This is a genomic window from Nitrospira sp. Ecomares 2.1 (assembly GCF_965152585.1).
In genome coordinates this window covers 1,305,555-1,324,690 of record NZ_OZ224219.1, presented here as the reverse complement: position 1 = coordinate 1,324,690, position 19,136 = coordinate 1,305,555, and the positions used below count along the sequence as shown (strand labels likewise).

At 46.4% G+C, this 19,136-nt stretch carries 12 protein-coding genes; 1 reads left to right on the top strand and 11 read right to left on the bottom strand.

The window, feature by feature from the left end; all coding sequences use genetic code 11:
• Nucleotides 1–11 precede the first annotated feature (11 nt).
• The 10 genes from ACWHYD_RS05790 to ACWHYD_RS05745 form a co-directional block, all read right to left on the bottom strand.
• Nucleotides 12–1,202, bottom strand: a complete 1,191-nt coding sequence (locus ACWHYD_RS05790; RefSeq protein WP_447964964.1) for a glycosyltransferase family 4 protein — start codon at nt 1,200–1,202, stop codon at nt 12–14.
• 12 nt (nt 1,203–1,214) lie between these two features.
• A complete protein-coding gene (locus ACWHYD_RS05785) occupies nt 1,215–2,981 on the bottom strand; it encodes a glycosyltransferase (protein ID WP_447964963.1) in 1,767 nt (588 codons plus the stop codon).
• 58 nt (nt 2,982–3,039) lie between these two features.
• The gene (locus ACWHYD_RS05780) at nt 3,040–4,521 is read right to left on the bottom strand and encodes a lipopolysaccharide biosynthesis protein (protein ID WP_447964962.1); all 1,482 of its coding nucleotides are present in this window, start codon (nt 4,519–4,521) and stop codon (nt 3,040–3,042) included.
• Between the two features lie 72 nt (nt 4,522–4,593).
• Nucleotides 4,594–6,309 carry a phosphotransferase gene (locus tag ACWHYD_RS05775; RefSeq protein WP_447964961.1) on the bottom strand — a complete coding sequence of 572 codons (1,716 nt, stop codon included), beginning with the start codon at nt 6,307–6,309 and terminating at the stop codon, nt 4,594–4,596.
• Nucleotides 6,309–7,292, bottom strand: coding sequence for a glycosyltransferase family A protein (locus tag ACWHYD_RS05770; protein WP_447964960.1), 984 nt, complete (start codon nt 7,290–7,292; stop codon nt 6,309–6,311). The genes ACWHYD_RS05775 and ACWHYD_RS05770 overlap by 1 nt, the downstream gene beginning before the upstream one ends.
• Nucleotides 7,293–7,294: 2 nt before the next feature.
• On the bottom strand, nt 7,295–9,322 hold the full coding sequence (locus ACWHYD_RS05765; protein ID WP_447964959.1) for a hypothetical protein: 2,028 nt from the start codon (nt 9,320–9,322) through the stop codon (nt 7,295–7,297).
• A gap of 85 nt (nt 9,323–9,407) precedes the next feature.
• Complete coding sequence (locus tag ACWHYD_RS05760; protein ID WP_447964958.1) at nt 9,408–10,397, bottom strand: glycosyltransferase; 990 nt, start codon at nt 10,395–10,397, stop codon at nt 9,408–9,410.
• Nucleotides 10,398–10,620: 223 nt separating this feature from the next.
• A complete protein-coding gene (locus ACWHYD_RS05755) occupies nt 10,621–11,544 on the bottom strand; it encodes a glycosyltransferase family 2 protein (RefSeq protein WP_447964957.1) in 924 nt (307 codons plus the stop codon).
• Nucleotides 11,545–12,509: 965 nt separating this feature from the next.
• The gene (locus tag ACWHYD_RS05750) at nt 12,510–13,580 is read right to left on the bottom strand and encodes a hypothetical protein (protein WP_447964956.1); all 1,071 of its coding nucleotides are present in this window, start codon (nt 13,578–13,580) and stop codon (nt 12,510–12,512) included.
• Nucleotides 13,581–14,386: 806 nt separating this feature from the next.
• Complete coding sequence (locus tag ACWHYD_RS05745; protein WP_447964955.1) at nt 14,387–15,394, bottom strand: methyltransferase domain-containing protein; 1,008 nt, start codon at nt 15,392–15,394, stop codon at nt 14,387–14,389.
• Nucleotides 15,395–17,055: 1,661 nt separating this feature from the next.
• Between ACWHYD_RS05745 and ACWHYD_RS05740 the strand changes: the two genes are divergently transcribed.
• Nucleotides 17,056–17,922, top strand: a complete 867-nt coding sequence (locus tag ACWHYD_RS05740) for a formyl transferase (protein WP_447964954.1) — start codon at nt 17,056–17,058, stop codon at nt 17,920–17,922.
• 81 nt (nt 17,923–18,003) lie between these two features.
• Here the strand turns inward: ACWHYD_RS05740 and ACWHYD_RS05735 are convergent, their stop codons facing one another.
• On the bottom strand, nt 18,004–19,122 hold the full coding sequence (locus ACWHYD_RS05735) for a GNAT family N-acetyltransferase (RefSeq protein ID WP_447964953.1): 1,119 nt from the start codon (nt 19,120–19,122) through the stop codon (nt 18,004–18,006).
• Nucleotides 19,123–19,136 lie beyond the last annotated feature (14 nt).

Sequence of the window (19,136 nt, the reverse complement as noted above, 5' to 3'; positions counted from 1 at the left end):
AACCAGGGTCTTCAACTCTTGTCTATGAGTGCGGAGGCAAACCGTTCAACCTTTTTTCCGTTCTCATGCCAGGTATGCTGACCCAGAACTTTTTTCCTGGCACGGGAACCTAACTCCATTCGCAGTGCACTATCGCCCAATAATAGTGAGAGGGCTTGCCGGAGCGCACCAGGATTGCCACATTGGACGATCAATCCATCCTTACGATCTTCAATAATATCTCGAATAGGCAGAAGGTCCGGCGCAATCACGGCCTTCCCCATGCCCATAAACTCAAACAAGACAATCGGAGAACCAAAGACATTTGAATCTGGAAGCACACAGATATCCATAGCCGCAATATACGATAACACCTGAGATCTGGGCACGGGGCCAGTGAGAAACACAACCTCTTCTAACTTGCTGGCTCGAATCTGTTCGATGAGCCCATCAACAACCGGGCCATTGCCTACCAGCATAAGCCGAATATGTGGAAATTCCTTGTGAACATCTCCGACCGCTTTAATCAGCAGATCTAACCGATCCCAGGTATCAAACCATCCTGCAAAACCAACGACAGTATGACCATTGAGGTGATACCGCTTTCGAATCTGATCTCCCCGTTCCGTCGCTTCTATCACTTGGGCATCCACCGCGTTGGGAATGACATGAACTGCACCTGGTTTTCCGCCTCGCTTTAACACCTCTTCTTTCAAAAAGCTCGAGACAGTGAGTATCACATCGGCCTTTTTGAATATCATTTTTTCAAACCATTGAGAGACAGGAACCAGCACCTGGTTTCGAGCCCTCTGAACTCCGACTACCTCATTCACCTCCAGCAAAACAGGCCACCCAAAAAATTTGGCTAAAAACACTCCCATAGACATGAAAAATGCATACCGTTCATAGTACACATCTTGGCCTCGCCGTAGTAAAATTGGCCCCAATCGAATCATCACCACCACGTTATAGCCGATTTCAAGAATTTCAAAGAAAATATCAGGAACCCAACAACTCACAAATTTCCAGATTCGGGTTATCCCTCGTACCTGGGCCTGACCTTTATCAACGGGCGAGGCGCCGGCCATCCGGAGTGGATCTACACCAGACGGAGATGCCACCTGAATCGTATGGCCTAGCGTTTCAAGAGCCCGAACCATACTGGCAATATGAACCCCTTCCCCTCCTCGACCCAGCGTTCTGTGATGATAAAGAAATTTCACCGTGGCTCTCCGTCAAACCGTGAGCATTTTTGAAATATGAACCGGGTTCAGGTTTTGGCGGACGATAACATCCAGGATATTCGGAAGTGCCTTGACCGCAGAGGGATTGGTTCCGTGATATAACAGAATATCCCCGGATTGAAGAGACTGGCATTGTAGCGCGGCAAGAATTTCTCCTGGACTCTCTGCCTGGAAATCCTTGAGATCAACATTCCACATGACACACGTGAGACGTGCAAGCCAAGCTCCCCCAATAGAGCCCAAACATAATTTTCCATAGGGAGGACGGAATAATCGACAGGGGCGTCCTGTGATGCTTTGAAAGAGTGCCTGAGTGCGCTCAATTTCCACGACGACTTCCTTCCATGACAAGTGATCGAAGGAAGGATGAGTAAACGAATGATTCCCCAATTCGTGACCTTCCTCAATCATTCGTAAAACCAACTCTTTGTGCCGCTCGATCTTTTCACCAACAAGGAAAAATGTTGCGGTGACACCATAGGTTTTGAGGATTGCAAGAATTTGCGGGGTATAGGTTGGATCGGGGCCATCGTCGACTGTGATGGCAATGTGACGGGTATCCCGCTCCCCATTCCATAACATCCATCGCCGTGGAAACTTCTGAGCTACCTTTTTCACGATATTCTTCAAGAATGAAGGTGGTGGCTCCATCTCATAGAGATATTGATAGGCCTCGGTCATCGGAGTCATTCCAAAATAGTCTCGAATTCGGTTTTGGGCATTGTTAGCCATTCGCTTGGCTTCACCAGGATCCTGGATAAGTCGGGACAGAGCTTGAGCAATATCTTCGGGATTCCCCGGAGGAATTAAAAGACCTGATTCCTGATGAACTATAATCTCAGGAATACCCCCAACATTCGTCGCCACAACGGGAAGACCGTTGGCCATCGCCTCCAACAATGAAAGTGGTATGCCCTCGGTCAAAGATGGAAGAACAAAAAAATCAAAAGTGGACAGGAAGATTTCAACATTTTCCTGGTACCCCATAAATTCTACGCTTGAAGAGATACCAAGACCCTCTGCTAGCGCTTCCAATTCACCGCGCTGAGGTCCGTCTCCAACAAGGATCAGTCGAAGGGCAATGCCTCGTGCCTGAAGGACCGAATAAGCGTGCAAAAGATGATGTATTCCTTTTTCAGGAGAGAGCCGGGCTACGGTCCCCACCACCCATTCTCTTTGATTTTGAAAATCGGGGGCCTCGCGAAAAGCCATGTTCTTCCCATTGTGGGGGTTCGAAAATTTCTTTTCTTCGATCCCATTTAAAATCGTAAGACCTTGAGGAGAAGAGATTCCATACTCCCCAAACGCCCGCGTTGTATCTTGAGAGACACCGACGATTTTATGAAAAAACAGAGAACCGACTCGAAACTTCAGACGGTCCTTCCAGTTGTATGTTCTCAACCAGATATCATGTTGCGTATGAATACGAACGGCGACAGACATCCACCACGCTGCCCACCCGGCATACAACATCGGATCAAGACTGTGGGTGTGCACCACGGTAACTCCTTCCCGCTTCAATACTTTGACCAAACGACCAATCAAACCCAAATCAAGTCCTGGCCTACGTTTGACGACCACAATCCGACAGCCGGCATTTTCTACCATAGGAGCAAGAACCCCCGGTTCATCTAAACAAAGGACAATCGTTGGCAAAGTTGAAAGAATAGGAGAACAAACAAGCGTACATACCAACCGCTCGAGTCCACCGGGTTGAAGACTTAAAACCACATGAGCAACTTTTGTTTGATTGGCCAATGCATTCCTCTGATTAAAGCTTGTTGAAAAAGCCTCCATTCAGGACAAAGGGATTCCCCTATATAGTTGTTCCCCGCAACCGCCGGATTTCTTCGACAGCGAAATGCCACCCTGCCTCGACTTCTGACCAGTTCAGACAGCCTGCACTTAATATGAGAAATGGATAAAAACTCACAATAGCTATCCCGGCACCCAGGAATCCCCCATATCCCATAAACAGAATTCCCCAATTGAGTCCTAAAAGGAGAGCACAAATCCCTCCAATTTTTCCCAGAGCCCGATAATCATATTGAATGGGAAAAAGCTGTTGCGAATAAAACAGCATTAAACTCACACTCACGACTTCCGCCAAAAGATACGCAAACCCTGCCCCCATTGCCCCCAAACGAGGGATCATGGCAACACTGAAGATGATTTTCACAAAGCCGGCCAACACAGTCACATAAAATAAGTACTTCGTTTTTTTTAAATACAAAATACCGGTCTGAAATGGGTAGCCCAAGCTTGACACCAAAAGACCCGCGGCCAGAATCGGGATAAGGTGTTCAGCCGGCCAATATTCTAATGTCGTCAGCATCCGCAGAATAGCCGGTGAAAAAGCTGAAATTCCCAGTGCCAACAGGCCAACCACTAAAGCCATATAAATAACAATTTTGGCTTGCAATTCTTTCACATTTTCATTCTTCATTATTGAAAATCGAAAAGATCCATAACTGTTTTTAAACGGCTCGAGAACCAGCACATTGCCCAATTCCACGAACTTCAGCGCCAAAGCATAAAGTCCGACCGCTTCGAGTCCATACAAAGCCTTCAGGAGAAACCGATCTGAATACAGAACGGCAACCCCAACAATGGTGCTCAAGAGAAAGGGGAAACTATAGGTGAGCACCTGGCGAAACTTGGCTTGGTGAAACCGTAGCCCGCATTCATACACCGTGGTGCCAACAACATAGACCCACGATATCCCAACGCTCATGAGATTTCCCAGAAGAATCCCCCACACTCCCCATCCAAGGATAGCCACCGAGTAATAATTACATCCTACCTGTAAAAGTAATCGCAGAAAGGAAGCCACCACAAATCGGGTGGAATACTCCCTGGCCCGGAAGTACGCGAGACCAATTTCCGTGGATAATTGTAGAATGAGAATAAGGAGGCCAAGCTGTAGGAGACTCGCGTCTTGTCTTGAGCCAAGCAGAAATCCTGACAAAATCGGTGTCGTAAACCACAACAAGGCGACCCCGCTGGAGGCAATCACACTGGATCCGACCAATGTCGTACTCACCAGAAATTTTCGTTCCAACTCTTCTTGGAACTCAAAATAAAATCGCAATGTCGCATGCGCCAATCCCACTCCCAGCAAAGAAGAGACGAGTGCCGTGACCCCGTAAACTAACTCCAGCGTCCCATACTCAGAAGGCGTCAAATAGCTTGTATAGAGCGGAAGAAGAAGAAATGCTCCAGCGCGATTGACAATTCCTCCGACTGCATAAATGGAAGAATGCTTGAAGAGGCGCTTCATATCTGACTGCATTTTCATAAGTCCCATTCAAAAGCAAAACCTTCAACAGAAACCATCTGGCTGTTTATGACCCTATATTCAATCGGAACATTATGAAACGGAACAGTTTGCTTCAGTGACCGTAGCTAACGCCTTCTCAAAAGCAGAACGCAAAATTGGCATCATGGCGTGAGAGAACCAATCTTCTTCCGATTTATGCCAATGATCGAAATGCTCATGAAATTGATAGAGAAGCAGAATGACCGCATAAATTTTCTGCCGATCTCCAGGGCCTAAATCGAGTGCGTGCCAATACGTTTGGACACACTCATTCTTAAAAAGATCTTCTTCAAAGGCCACTCTCACAATGGCTTGGTAAAAGGGAATTCGCTGCTTCAAATAGACTTCGTAACTCAAGTACCACAATAAATCCATCAACGGAAAACCCATCTCTCGCGACAAATCCCAATCGATCAAACCGACAACTTCCCCGGACTCATTGACAAGTAAATTTGTCCGCTTAAAATCACCATGGGTCCGCACCAGAACCGCTTCCTTTCCCAGCAACCCTTCTTTCAATAGGGCTTCAACCTTTGCAACCATCTCTTTATCGGTTCCATTGGAATACCCCATTAAATGGGAAAGAGAAGCACCCACAAGGCGCTCAAAAAGCGCGTCATCAAGAATCACTTTCTGTGCTGTTGCGGTATGAAGTTGCAAAATGAAGTGAAGGGCCTGAGCCGTCATCCTGTCAGATTCCCACGAACATTTTCGGGTCCCTGTTGGTTCAAGACCGGGTAGTTTGGATTCGACAAAATACCTCAAATCCCCAAAACGACGAAGATTGTAGGGGGCTGGAATGGCCACAGGAGCTTTACCCTGTAACGCATGTAAGGTCTCATAATTATTTCGACATCGAAACAAAGGCTCGTCGCCTAAAGGAAACCGGACAATCCGACCTGGAAGTTTCCCCACAAGTGTATTGGCAGTTCCGACATACACTTGAATATCTGATCGGTCCGATTGGTCAATCTCAGGCTGACTCACGATGTCCCCTATAACCCCAGAAGACCGCTCCGGGCAGGACTTTCCTACAATCAAACCGTACGACTCCCCTCTTAGCACTTTTTTCAATGTGGACCGACCTTTCGAGACCCACGACTTTTTGTTTCGCTCCTCAAATACCGCTTCAACAGGCCCGCAAGTCGGATAAAAACTGAGTCTGTTGAGAACTCTGCTTGAATTCCTCACCATTGCAGATCCAAGGCCGCGTTGGTATACCCGGGTTGCCTCATAGCCAATGTCAGAGAATAATGGCCCTTCCCTCATTCCCAAATAGATCATTCCACCAGGAGTCAATAAATTGAAGAGTTCGGAAAAAAAATCCCTAGCCTTGCGCACAGTGCCTACGCCGGCTTCCAACCAAACCTGCGGGTCAGGAAGGCACACAAGATCAAAGAGGCCTTCCTGAAAAGAAAGGGACTGATTAAGTCCATAGAGGACCGTCTTAATTTTTCGGCCCTCTTGCCTGGCGCGAGCAATGGCACATCTCCTGCTAGGCTCATCCCGATAGACCCCCGTCACATTGATAAATAAATAGGATAGGGCCACCGTTGTGGTTCCTAACCCCGCATCAAGAACCAGGACGGTATCCTGGCTTGTTCTTCCCACCCATAACATCCATGCTGCCTGGGATCCGAGGTGGATTTCCCAAAAGAGTTTCTTTCGCTCTTCGGAGCCCAATTCATTCAGAATCTTTCCGACACCGTCCAGCCAGCCATATCCTTCCACCAAATCGGCAAGACGTTCATGTATCGTTGAGGCCATCACCCGATATCCTTGCGAAAACCAATATTCCCTTGGAAAGGACGAACAAGGCTTTTCACCATGTGTTTAATCAATCCCCAGCCGAACCGGACCTGGTGGTAGAGGTTTGCCGGATGCAATTTCATAGCCTTGGCTTGCAACTTCCAGGCATGCTTTTCCCCAACAACAAAGCTACTCTCGGCCCATTCACTATAAATCTTGGCCTTACGTATGTTGTAATTCTCGAGAGAATACTCACTTCTGTACATTTGCAATATTTGGAATTGCGCAGAATATTCTTTTCGCAAGCTTCCATGACTCCTGGATTTTCTGAGAACCCGATATTGACCAAAATATTCATATGGCAGGTAAAATTTTGTTTGGTTCGAAATTCGTATCCAAAAATCATAGTCCTCCGCCTTGAGATGTTTATGCTCAGGATCAAATCCCTGGATTTTTTCCAAAACATTTTTTCTAATGATCGCAGTCGACATGTCTATACCGTTCACATTACCTTCCATCAGTAGAATCTGCCTAAGATTTATCGGCTTGTCATATAGGTCTAAATAACACAGGCATGCTTCGATTTTTCTTCCCAATTCATCAACATTTTCCAACAACCCCCCGACAACCCCTACATCAGGATGCCTATGCATAAGGTCCATTTGACATTCGATTTTCTCAGGAAACCAAATATCATCGGCGTCACAAAACGCGACAAAATTTCCCCTACTGTGGGCAATTCCCACATTTCGAGCAATGGCCACCCCATAGTTCTCCTGATCTATCCAATGAATCCGACCAGAAAATTCTTTTAAAATTTCTCTCGAGGAATCCGTAGAGCCATCATTTACGGCAATAACCTCAATTTGTTTATAGGTCTGGCATAGGATGGAATTAAGAGTTTCAGTTAAAAATTTAGCGGCATTATAGACTGGAACAACCACAGAGACTAAAGGTAAACGTACAATGCTTTGTTCAGTAAAATTCAATTTATGGCCCATGCTTATGATGGATATCGGACAACTCTGACAACCTGTATTCGGCGATCTTTTCCGGCCACCCCACTTTGGATCACCGAATTTTTTTCACCAAAAACCTCGGTCACCCATCCAATCAGCAGTGACCGGTATCTTGGTTTGGTCAAAATCCAGACCGTTCCATTAATTTCCTGAACAGCTTTTTGTACGGTCTCCTTATTATGAAGAATTAAATTTCCCCATCGGTCTTTCCTTCCTCGGTCCTGGGAATTTTCCCTAAATAAGGAAGACTGATCGTCATAAAATATATAGTTCTCAGGCGTGAGATAAAATGACGAAGAAGGGACGGCATTGAGAATCAGGTCGCCCGGCTTCCAAGCTTCATTAATAAAGTCGGCAGGACCTCTTACATCAGCCCGCTGATAATAGTGAACGGAAACTTTTTCGGGAACATTCATCCGAAAGTTCACCTCGGCTTTCCCGACATTCATGATATGTGCGAAGGAAAAATCTTCCGAGCAGAGCAATAGTCCAAATGGCAGAAATACCACGGCACACTTCGGAATTCGTCCCAAATTAGTATTGGTGAAAAATTTCGAGTCTAGCCATGATTTTAAGGCCAGCCCCCCTTCAAACCAAAGAAGAAGAACCAAGGGATACAGGAAAAATGAATATCTTGTCGAGTTGTACATCGTATTGATCACTCCCAAGATGAGGACACAACTAACTAACACCAGAAGGAGAAAGTGATTGTTCAGGAACTGGCGGGATTCTGTCGAACCCCACAACACCATAAATCCGAAAAGACAGGACACCATCAGGAAATAGGGCATCACATCAAGCCAGAGAAAGACAAACTCCTCCATCACTCTTGGATAATGAAAAACAATCGCAAAAATTTTATGCAAAGATAGACTTTCTGGTCCTTGTGTAACCATATACCCAGTAGTCGTGAGAAACCCCACGGTAAGCCAGAATCCAAGGCATGCGACCAGGAATATGGCAATACTCCTTTCAATTGACCTTCGTAAGACCGACTGTGGATCAATGGTTTGAGTGAAATATGATACAAGTAGAATGGCCAGCACGACTCCAAACAACTGGAATAGGCCCGCGCCAAGTAACGCTACGGCTATGGCTTTTTGCCGCCAATCCCATAAGGAATTTTTCATCCCCATATAGGCGAGACCTATTCCCATCAGGACAAGTACCATATATCCCACACCCCAGAGATCTCCTCGCAGGAAGACAGACTCCCACAAGGAAATGTCTGGCAGTAGAAGAGGGCCTCCCCCCTCCTGAGGGAGAACGAATCCCTTTGGGTACTCGTTTTCCGAACCTCCAGGGAAAAGCCACAACCACACCTTCGGAAAAACAACATTCAAAAGAAGAATTGCACTAGCCCAAATACCATACCGTAACTGATTTACAAGGCTTACCCCTCGAATCAATAGTGGCAAGAACAGTAAGCACGCCATGAAAATCGAACCCTCATAGATGACGGTGCTGATGGAAGCAATGGCATATGACCAAGGAATTGCCTGTTTTCGGCCAAGAAAAAATCCTTCATGAAAATAATAAAGAAACCAAAGAAAGGCACATTGAAACATAGAATACATTCGTGCAAATCGAGCAAATTCCACTTCCCAAATTGATACACAAAAAAAGGCAACTAGAAGAAGTGCTCCTGCGTTTCCAATTCGTTTTCTACCCAACAAATAGAGAGGGGGGATCGTTAACAGATTAAACAGGACCGCTGGCAATCGAAGCGCATATTCATTCAGACCGAATAGGCCTGCACTGGCAGCTTCGAAGTATTGGAAAAGCAAGCCTCGCCAATACATGCCACCATGGGGATATAAAGGGATCCCCTTTTGCTGAATCAGTTCAACCGATTTTGCGATATAAAATTCATCGACAGCCAGGCACCAGGTACCTAACGCATCGAACCTGGCCAAGACCCCAATTAAAAAGGCGGCAAGACAAACAATGGCACAACCTAACTCGCTTTTCGAAATGGATACACCTGGAGAGGAAGCCAGAGGGGAATTCATAAGAACAGAGTGACCAGTAATCGTGTTCGAGCTACCTAACTTCAGACTATCGTTTTCTTACTTGATATTGATTTGGCGACTATTCTTAAGGTTTTGCCTTTAAGAGATCTTTGATGGTGTAGTCTTTCATCTTCCTGGCATGAGTGAAAACGATCATTTCACCAAGGAGGCCGACCGAGGCGGTTTGGACTCCGAGTACCATCAATAGGACACCCAGGATTAACAGTGGCCGATCGGTGAGTCCAGTGAGACCAAAGAGTTTTTGGATAGCCAAAATCATAGAAATGACCAGGCCACCTGAAAACAATCCCGCTCCGATCAACCCAAAAAATCGCAATGGTTTTTTTGTGAATTTAAAGAGGAAGGCGACCGTAATGATGTCCAGAAAACGGCGAAGGTATACGCCGGGCCGAAGCATTCGGGAGTGGCAATCGGCCGGATGCTGGGCGACATCTCGCTCCACCACCCGGAACCCCCGTTGATAGGCAAGCAAGGGAAGGAATCGGTGAAGATCTCCATAAAGATTGACTTCACGAACCACAGGCCTTCGAATGCCACGAAGGCTGCAGCTCATATCATGAAACTCCACGCCAGTCAGCAATCCCATGGCAAAATGGAAGATGCGATTTTGCAGACGATTGATCCAGGGATCTTTTCGGGGATAACGGCGAGTCGCCACCAAATCATATCCCTCCTTAAGGGAATCCATCACCGTGTGCAGACCTTCAGGCAGTGTCTGAAAATAGGCTGATAACGTAATAATGACCTCAGCCTTGGCCTCCTGAAACCCCACCATCAGAACAGTGGCCTCTCCAAAATGTCGCTGAAGCGGAACCATTCGAATCGGTTCACCCTTGGCTATCAGGGCATTGAGAGATTCGGCTTGTTGCTCAAACCCTTCGTCCAGGACGAATATAAATTCAAAGGAGGGAACCATACGACGTAAGATGTCCGCATGCAGACGATAAACCTCATCGAGGGCATCACACCGTTCTGTTACCGGGACGACAACCGAAACGGCAACCTGCAATGGCTCTGAAGTGACACATGCTGGATGGACGGAATGGACAGTCATGAGAATTCGCCTTTTAATGTTAAGCATGGCAAAGCACAAGAAATGACAAATGGGAGAAGGTAGGAGAGAACCCTGTGTATTTGGGATATGCATTGGCCTTCAAAAAGACTGGCAATCCAATGAAAGTCCACCCCCGTCCGGACATATGCGTGAGGCGGTCGATACATCATTCCAAACCGATTTAGGTCATTCCCTTGCCAATTTTGAAGACTGGACGAAAGAATCATTGAGTCTGATCTCTCCAAATCATCTGATCCGGACGAAAATCCCCGGAAAAGAGAATCATTTCACCAAGCATTCCCATAGTCAGCAAATGCCCTGTCAGTGCGCATAACAAAAAAGTCGTAGCAGGGAATACAATTCCAATGGTATCTGAGAAAACCATGCCGACCAAACTCAGCCCCGCCAACAACGCTCCAGGAATGGCGAGTATGCCAAACCACAATGCCGGCCTGGCGGCAAACCCGGTCACCATTTTCACTAAAAACAAATCCAAAAACACACGCCACGCTCTTGAAATTCCATATTTGCTTTTTCCGAACATCCGTGGATGGTGGGTGACAACCAATTCAGTAATTCTCGCACCGGACAAAGTTGCCATTGCCGGAATAAACCGATGCAATTCTGAATATAGAGCTACGCGTTTAATAATGGAGGCTCGATAGGCTTTCAGTGAACATCCATTATCATGAATGGCTACTCCTGTGATTTTGCCGATAAGCCAGTTTGCAATGAGTGAAGGAAATCGCCGAGAAAGAAATTTATCTTTCCGTTCCTTCCTCCATCCACAGACCACGTCATAGCCTTCTGCGATCTTGGCCAACAATTGCGGGATATCACTGGGATCATTTTGAAGATCCCCATCCATACTGATAATAATGTGCCCGCGAGCCGCTCTGAACCCTGCAGCCATCGCTGCGGTCTGTCCAAAATTCTTTCGTAAACGAATCACGGTGACTTCAGGATTTTTTCGATGAATGTCTTCAAGTAACTCATAGGTACGGTCCTTGCTTCCATCATCCGCAAACACGATTTCATACGATTGTTCATTCCTCTCACAGGCCGTTCGTATCGCTTCATAAAGGGGATGGACACATTCCTCCTCATTGTAAATTGGAACAACAATAGAAAGGAGAGGTCGCATCATCCAAAACCTTTATCCAAGAAACTCCGAACAGAAACCTATGCGCCTTTGAATAATGAACTCAAATGACTCACCTGTGTTTCCGCTCGCATTCCCTACACCGATCAAGCGTGGTCACAAGGACTATTTCGGGAGAAAGTCATGAGCTCCCCTTACGCTCAACCACATTTCTCAAAGACAAGGAATCCCAAGCAAAGAAAATAGGGAACAAACAACACAGAATTCCTATTTATCATGAGAACTGACAAAAATGAATATGTAGTTATGTTTCGGATAGGGAAAGACGAAACTAAAGGTCCTTAGCCAAGTGACCGCACAGGCCAAAGTCGTCGAGAGGAACCTGTCACCTTCTGAACAACTCTATTCGTTTGTAGGCAGGCGAAAGACCTGCTGTCCTATCTTTTAATACAACTCCACCATGGAGATACAAGCCTTCCTACAAATCCAAGTTGAACAGAAAACCATAGGACGCTCCGTCCATTCCATGCCACTAACATGCGGGGGATGGGTCCCTGGCAACTACAACGAATTGATTCTGTGAACTGGGTGGATAGGATTAAAATCGAGGTCTAGGCGGAGCACAAAACGGTGACTGGGTGCCTCGTCATAGAAGGAATCTCAAAAAGAAAAAAGTCTTGTAGGTAAAAGACGATATCTGCGAACCAATCTGAAATCTAAAAGTGCGGAAAGGGAGGGCGAATGGGCATTTGAAAATGATAGAGAGAAAGGCTTCAGCTTAATGAAAGTTCACGACTGATCCTGGAAATATTCACTCCCATTATCTAGACTGCTAGAAGTTGATTCTCAACCGTTCACAATCAATGCGCAATTGGTAACCTTACTCACAGATCAGCCGCCTCTAGCTGCTCCTGTATGCGCACCGTTCATTATTGATCGGCGAAAGAAAGCCACGAGGCTATCAAAACCATTCACTCAATCAAGAGCAAGAGTTGCACTGAAAAATGCAATTAAGGAATGGGCGCGACATTCAGATTTTTGGGAGGTTCGGGTGGCACATTGTCTGAATTGGCAATCGGGTGCGTGCGAAGCCTGATGACATTATTATTCCAACTCGGGTCATCACTGTAATACCATTTCCATTCATTGCCATCCCGCAATATTTTATTTTGTAGTACTCCTGATGTCGTGATGACCCGCTCATTTTGTATTTTCCTCATGTCGTCGAGGTGAGTGGTAGCAAAATACAGATTGTCATTGCTACTCCCGGGATGACTACCACCCTGGGGATTATATATTAATGTGAGAGTGTTGTTATCATCGTGTAAATAGACATCGAGTCCGGACCAGCCCCAGTCCAATGCACTGATACCGCCCAATTCATTGAGGCTCCATGCATTTGATCCTCTAGAGGCAGATTTTAGCTGGCCACCCTCAGCAGTAGTCACGTACAGACCAAATTGGCTGCCATCATAAACCCAACCTGCAGCATAGACTTCGCTCCCACTTGAGGAATATGTGCCACCGACTGACCCTTCCACCGTCCAAGCTTTCCCGTCAACCGACGTCGCTCCATACACCCGAGAATCAACACTTATATTACATCCACAGGTTCCTCCACCACCAAAGTTACATGTCTGAGAACCCCCTGGCGATTCAACACCAAAGTATCCGTAAAACTTCCCCTTCGAGGGAAGATACTGAATATACGCAGTTCGGATCCCCTCTTCCTGGGAACTTACAGATACAAAATCATGGGGTTTCAACAATGGATTACCTGTGAATTTCGTAAAATTCACTCCGTCCGTACTGGTGGCAAGACCGAGAGATTGATGGTTGACATCACCATCCGCATCCCAACACCCGTTAAACCCTGCGAGATAATGGAGATAATAGATCCCGCCCACTTTCGAGATACCACTCACGGCGATACCAGGTTTATTTTCCCAAGCAACGCCTGAACTGTTTTGGAGAACAACCCCTTTTTCAGTCCAATCAGAGAGTTTTTCCGGAATCGTATCAAGGGCAAACGCCTGCCCTAGCATTGCCAAACTTATAATTCCAAGGAATAAAATTCGCATTGTGATACATACGTCATGCCTTCCTTGAATTTTCAAAATTGACACTTTTCCTGTTTTGCTCTTTTCCATTTTCATTTCGCCCCCGTTTAGTTTTTTCAACCTGTGGTAAGATTTGTGGTTCACTAAAAACTGATTGTAAGCGCAAGCAAAATCTACGCCATCGTACCAGGAGCATGCCGGATGCGATTCAAAGGAATGGGTTTTACCCCAAGAAATCCCTTTCTTCCATTCGGAGAAAAAGCCAAATCTTAAGGCATATCAAGGTACCAGGAAGTAAGTTGGAGTCGCTGGTAATGCAAAAAAGTTCATTTCCATAAAAATATGGAATAAGAAAACTAAATCAATAATAGACCAGTGCATCAAAATAAAAACCTTAAACGCAGTCATAATCATTCATCAATAATACGTAGCTGCAAAGAAACCAGTATTGAGGCCAATCTGTTTAATCATAAAAATTCTAGAGCGTTGGCGTCAGGATTAGATTGACAGGCCAACGAAGGGAAAGCATGCTTTTGGCTTTGCTCATGATTTTTTCGCACTCCTTACAAGAGCACCTTGTGCGAAACAACTGTCCCCTTAGCCAGGATAACTCCTCATACAGGAGGCAATCAGCACAAGGGACCTCAGTAAGAGCAGCCTTTGCAGCTATTCTTAGCTTCAAATTTCTATCGCAGGATACCTGAGACCTTGTTCACTCATTTATCTTTTCAGGCGGAAAGTTCCCATTCCTCTAGGCCAATAAGTCCAAATTAGTTTGAGAATTCTGGGATTGATTGGTTGGTTGGTTGGATACATGCCAGTATCGTTTATTCAACTGTGAAGGTCCAAGTATATGATCTCCTAATATCCCCGACGTGCACTGCATATCGAATCGTATCCCCAACGGCATACTCCACACGAGGCATTCGGAAAAGCCGGTTTGGCCAATGGGTACGCCCAGGACGAGTGTCAAGCTGAAAACCCTCTCCAAAGTCAGCCAGGAAGTACAGACAAAATCCATCAAGACCTCCAGCCCGATTAACACGTTTGTTCGCCTGCCAATGCATTGGTACCGTACTGGCATCATCCATCTTATTCAGATCAAATGTCATAATTGGCTGAGGCTCACAAAGGAAAAAATCCACTGCAGCTTCTTCCACCATGTGTCGGATATAACCAGGTGGTTGGAATGCCTTGGCTTCTGGAAGATCACGCAAGAAGCTGAAGTCAACCCCCTGAGGAAGGTCACGCACGGTAACAGGCTTCTCCCAGAGAAAGGGCATTCTGCGACCTTTCTTCAGAGCAACAGGTTCCAGAAACAGTTCGAATCGCCCAGGTAAAATCTTTCCGGTGCTCTTTAAAGCCCGTCGTTTCAAGTCCAGCAGGTTATGTATCATATTCTCGTTAAACAGATCATCGCCCATTTGTTCATGTATGATGAAGTCAACTTTCTCCGGGGGATTGAAGCGCTGGCTGTTAGAACGTACGAATGTGATGGTGTCGATACCATTCTTTGCGGCTGTTGTCCGTGCGATGTCAATGAAACTGGAATGATCAATGGCGTAAACCTTGGCTCCTTGTCGTGCCGCAAAAAGTGCAAGAATGCCCGTACCGGTTCCCAGATCAATAACCGTATCTCCCGCCTTAACATGCGCACGGATAGCGTCATGATAGGTATCGACGCGTAAATGGTCTGCCAACATTTTTTCATGCTGGTAAAGACTGCTAAACTCCCCCATATTAGAAAAATCATAAAACAGCCTGTCTAGAGCTTTATTAGACATGATGACCTTCTTTGCGAGGCCGGTTATTCGGCTGACCATTCCATCAATCATTTTTCCCTCCTTAGAATTCTCACCTTTCGAACACGCTCTTAATGCACTAAGATCATGAGAAGATGCGACACCGGCACGGTACCCACAATTATCTTTCCCACAATTTGTGACTAGCCACAGCTTTGGGCAGTGACTTTTTATCGCCAAGTATTGCTGATCGCTGCCTGAAATCCTTTAGCTGCCAATAGGACGTTGCTGGCACCCAGAGTTGGAAAGGAACTCATGGACGTTCACGCTTCAAACTAGAATTGCACGCTTCATCAGACCGCTCCAAAAAACCCGGGACAATATATTAACCATACATGCCACATATCCAACCTCCCCGTAGATGCTTTCCATGGCCAAAAACCGGCGAGGCTAATGGGCCTCGTAGCATTAATTAAATTCAGTAATTAGCATAAAACGAATATTTGACTAAGTCGATAGTCAGGAAGACCACTGCAACCATAGACAGAAAGCATGGGATTCTCAGGGAAATTTTCTGCAGTATGTTTCCTTTTAACCAATATTTCTGAAGATGCAAAGCGCGCGGCATTTTCCCTCTCCGAACCTCAAGGTGAAAGACCACTTTAACTATACGGAGTGGACCGCACCCTGGTGGAATGAGCCAAACTGTTCGACCTACATCACGATCAGGTGCAGGACTGGAAGAAGCACCAAATCGCCAGGGGGGAGAACGTATTTGGACAGGGATAGCCACCTCTGTTACCCCTAAACCGTTACAGCAAAAGCCGCATGCAACATCGGGCAGTTGCCGATGGAGGGGTGTGTTTTGATCCGCCTCGGACCCGGCCAATGACTAGGCGCATAGCCATGACCAAGCCCAAGTAAAAACTCTCGGTGATCCGTCATGTCACCTGGTGGCCGTTCCATGTTCCAGTGAGGTGGCCACGGATAACTTGACATCTCTTAAGTGAGAGAGTCCCAAATAATTATATTCCCCCATGGATGTCTTGAAAGGAGCGACTGAAGAATATGACTGCCCAGTTAGCATGAACTCCGATCAAGGCAGCCAATTTACCCGTGAACACTTCACTCAAACATGTAAAGATAAAATTATTTACGTGCGCATTAACGGAAGAGGAACCTGTACTGACATTGTTATTGTTGAATGACTGAGGTGCTCAGTTAATTTAAAGATCTGAACTTGCACGCCTATGAGATCACAATTGAGTTTACACAAGAACAGAGGCCGTATTGCCTTAAACAATACCAGTAGCCACTATCAGGCCCAGGGTGACAAACACCCGAGGGGGCGTATGTCACCCTGTTGTCGACAACTAAAGTCGAGTCGTTCCTTGGACCACTTTCCATTTAAGGAGGAACTTGGAGTGTTCAAATAAAGTGGACTATGCTGAATGCCACGACAACGTGGGGTACGATCCAAACCCCTGAGAATCTGGAATATGGAGTAAAAGCGAAGAAATTTGTATACCAGCAACGAGAGCTCTGCACAGACCCTGTGAAGGTGCGCGAAAATTAGTGAGTGGTCCATGATCATTCGGCACACTCTATGCGGTCCCAAGTATTTGCGATGTGTTATTCCCAATTCACTCAATTATCAGGCTCGCCTTGACATAATTATGGTCCAGCGATAGGTTGTTTTCATTGGCAGTTCACGCGATCGAACCGGGTTCGGCAAAAGGATTCACGAGGTGTCATTGAAGGTCGTCATAATTAGCTATTGCGGCGCCAGCGAAGCCTATGTGGCCAGGAAAATCATTGAGCAATATCCGTCAACCGTCATCATTCAACCCGTCCGTTCGCAGAAAGCACCCGAGGTACATATCAGCTCCCTCACGGGTGCAACTCGATTACTTCGAAACTGGCTCGGAAAGATGGGTGAAAGGCGCCACAGGGACCGCCTGATTAATAGGCTCTACCCCGGCGGAACACAGCCATCGATCCCGAACATCGTTCCGTTTCCTGAATCAGATATGAATTCTCGCCCGGGAGTTGAACTGATCGACAGCCTTCAGCCTGATGTACTGATGTCCTGCGGTGCGCCAATGCTCAGCGCCGAGCTGATCGGGATACCAAAGCTAGCAGCTATCAATATACATTACGGAATCCCTCCTCATTACCGCGGCAACAACACGCTGTTCTGGCCGATGCTAAAGCGGGATTTCAAAAATCTCGGCGCCTGCATACACCATCTGACGAAGGGTGTTGATACGGGGAACCTGCTCGCGGTGATTCGCCCCGCTCTCCAGCCGAAAGACGGGCTGCTATCTGTTGAATTTAAGATAACGCATCTTCTGCCTGGAGTCCTTCTGGAATTCTTGGCACTCATCGAGCAGTCTCACGCTGTTCCGGGGATACCGCAAACGGGTGCTGGGAGAAATTACAAGAAGAAGGAGCGTACTATCTGGAAACGGATCGAGTATCACTCGAAAAGGACTTTTGGTCTATTGCGTATTCCCAATCGCCCTGCAGAGGTCATTAAATACTTTGGGGACATACGGCAATCTCAGGGGGAACTCGGCCACGAGGACCCCGGATCCACGCAGGAGAAAATTGTAATTTAATCGATCTCACTCCCCCTTCCTAGCCAAGTTAATGACAGCAATCAGAGCCTGCTCCCTGAAATCTGGTGAGTGAATTGGTGGCTAGTGCGGTTGAATTCCAGATAATTCTAGGACTTCTTCGGAAAGACAGCTCAAGGTTCTCCGCTGAAATGCATATCTTGTTGCTGTCGCAAAAACATTTGCGTAGAGGGGATTATTACCTCGACAACAGAAATAATTCATAGCAGCTGTTGGCGACCAGTCGCACTTGTAGGTCCCGTAACCATCACCTAAGTCATAAACTTCACAGCCGAGTTCCTCAAAACCTCTACGAATCGTCTCTGTTAAAAGAAGGCGCATGGGTGAATAACGGGAAAACTCTGGTTCAAAACCGCCTTGAAAGTAAATATAACTCTTTCGATCCTTTACCATTAAGACGGCTGCCACTGTGGTGTCATTAGCTCGAAGCTGGACGATCTCAAATTGATTCCGGTTCGTGCTATCTTGCATGGCCCGCTGAAGAAATGGAAGAGTTTGCCCCTGCAACAAACTGGACTGGCCTTTTGCGTCAAATCGTCGCAAATGAAGTTCAATGAGTTCACTCATGGCAGGACTGAAGTCCTGCGACTTAACTACCCGGTATTCGATCGAATACTCTTTCATTAGTCGATTATGCGCTGAACGAAAAGCTTTTCGCCTTGTCTGACCAAGGCGTTTGCTTTGATCGGTGATAGCGGGATCATTCCTCAGCAATAATCGTGGGCACTGAATCTGCGCCCAATTCTTCAGGAGAAGTGCCTTTGTGAAGGTTGACTCCCCTCCCAAGTGACGGAGGTGGACTATGGTAGTTGGACCGAGGGATTCAATGAGCGATTCAGCTACAGCCAGGGCAAGTTCCTGATTTTCAGGCTCACAGAGTAGTATATCGTTGTAGATCGACATCCGGTGGGCAAGGAATTGCAGTGTGGAAATTCCCGGTATCGTCCTTTTGTCGAGATACGTTGGTAGAATAGCTACTATCTTTCCATTTGATTCTTCTGCCACCCGGACATCTAAATTGGCATATTTTTGTGATTGGAGAACTTCCTCACACCATGCACGATTCCAGGTCCACGATTGAAATACCGATGGCCCATTTTTAGCGTTCTGAAATTCTTCCCAGATTACCTTTAAGCCGTCCAATTCTTTATAGGTCTGGATTCTCTTGATCTTCAATTTCATGTCACAGTCTCCTG

Coding starts and splice junctions, on each gene's coding strand:
- ACWHYD_RS05780 (WP_447964962.1), bottom strand. CDS start 4,521: ATGAAAATGCAGTCAGATATGAAGCGCCTCTTCAAGCATTCTTCCATT.
- ACWHYD_RS05775 (WP_447964961.1), bottom strand. CDS start 6,309: ATGGCCTCAACGATACATGAACGTCTTGCCGATTTGGTGGAAGGATAT.
- ACWHYD_RS05770 (WP_447964960.1), bottom strand. CDS start 7,292: ATGGGCCATAAATTGAATTTTACTGAACAAAGCATTGTACGTTTACCT.
- ACWHYD_RS05765 (WP_447964959.1), bottom strand. CDS start 9,322: ATGAATTCCCCTCTGGCTTCCTCTCCAGGTGTATCCATTTCGAAAAGC.
- ACWHYD_RS05760 (WP_447964958.1), bottom strand. CDS start 10,397: ATGACTGTCCATTCCGTCCATCCAGCATGTGTCACTTCAGAGCCATTG.
- ACWHYD_RS05755 (WP_447964957.1), bottom strand. CDS start 11,544: ATGATGCGACCTCTCCTTTCTATTGTTGTTCCAATTTACAATGAGGAG.
- ACWHYD_RS05750 (WP_447964956.1), bottom strand. CDS start 13,580: ATGCGAATTTTATTCCTTGGAATTATAAGTTTGGCAATGCTAGGGCAG.
- ACWHYD_RS05745 (WP_447964955.1), bottom strand. CDS start 15,394: ATGATTGATGGAATGGTCAGCCGAATAACCGGCCTCGCAAAGAAGGTC.
- ACWHYD_RS05735 (WP_447964953.1), bottom strand. CDS start 19,122: ATGAAATTGAAGATCAAGAGAATCCAGACCTATAAAGAATTGGACGGC.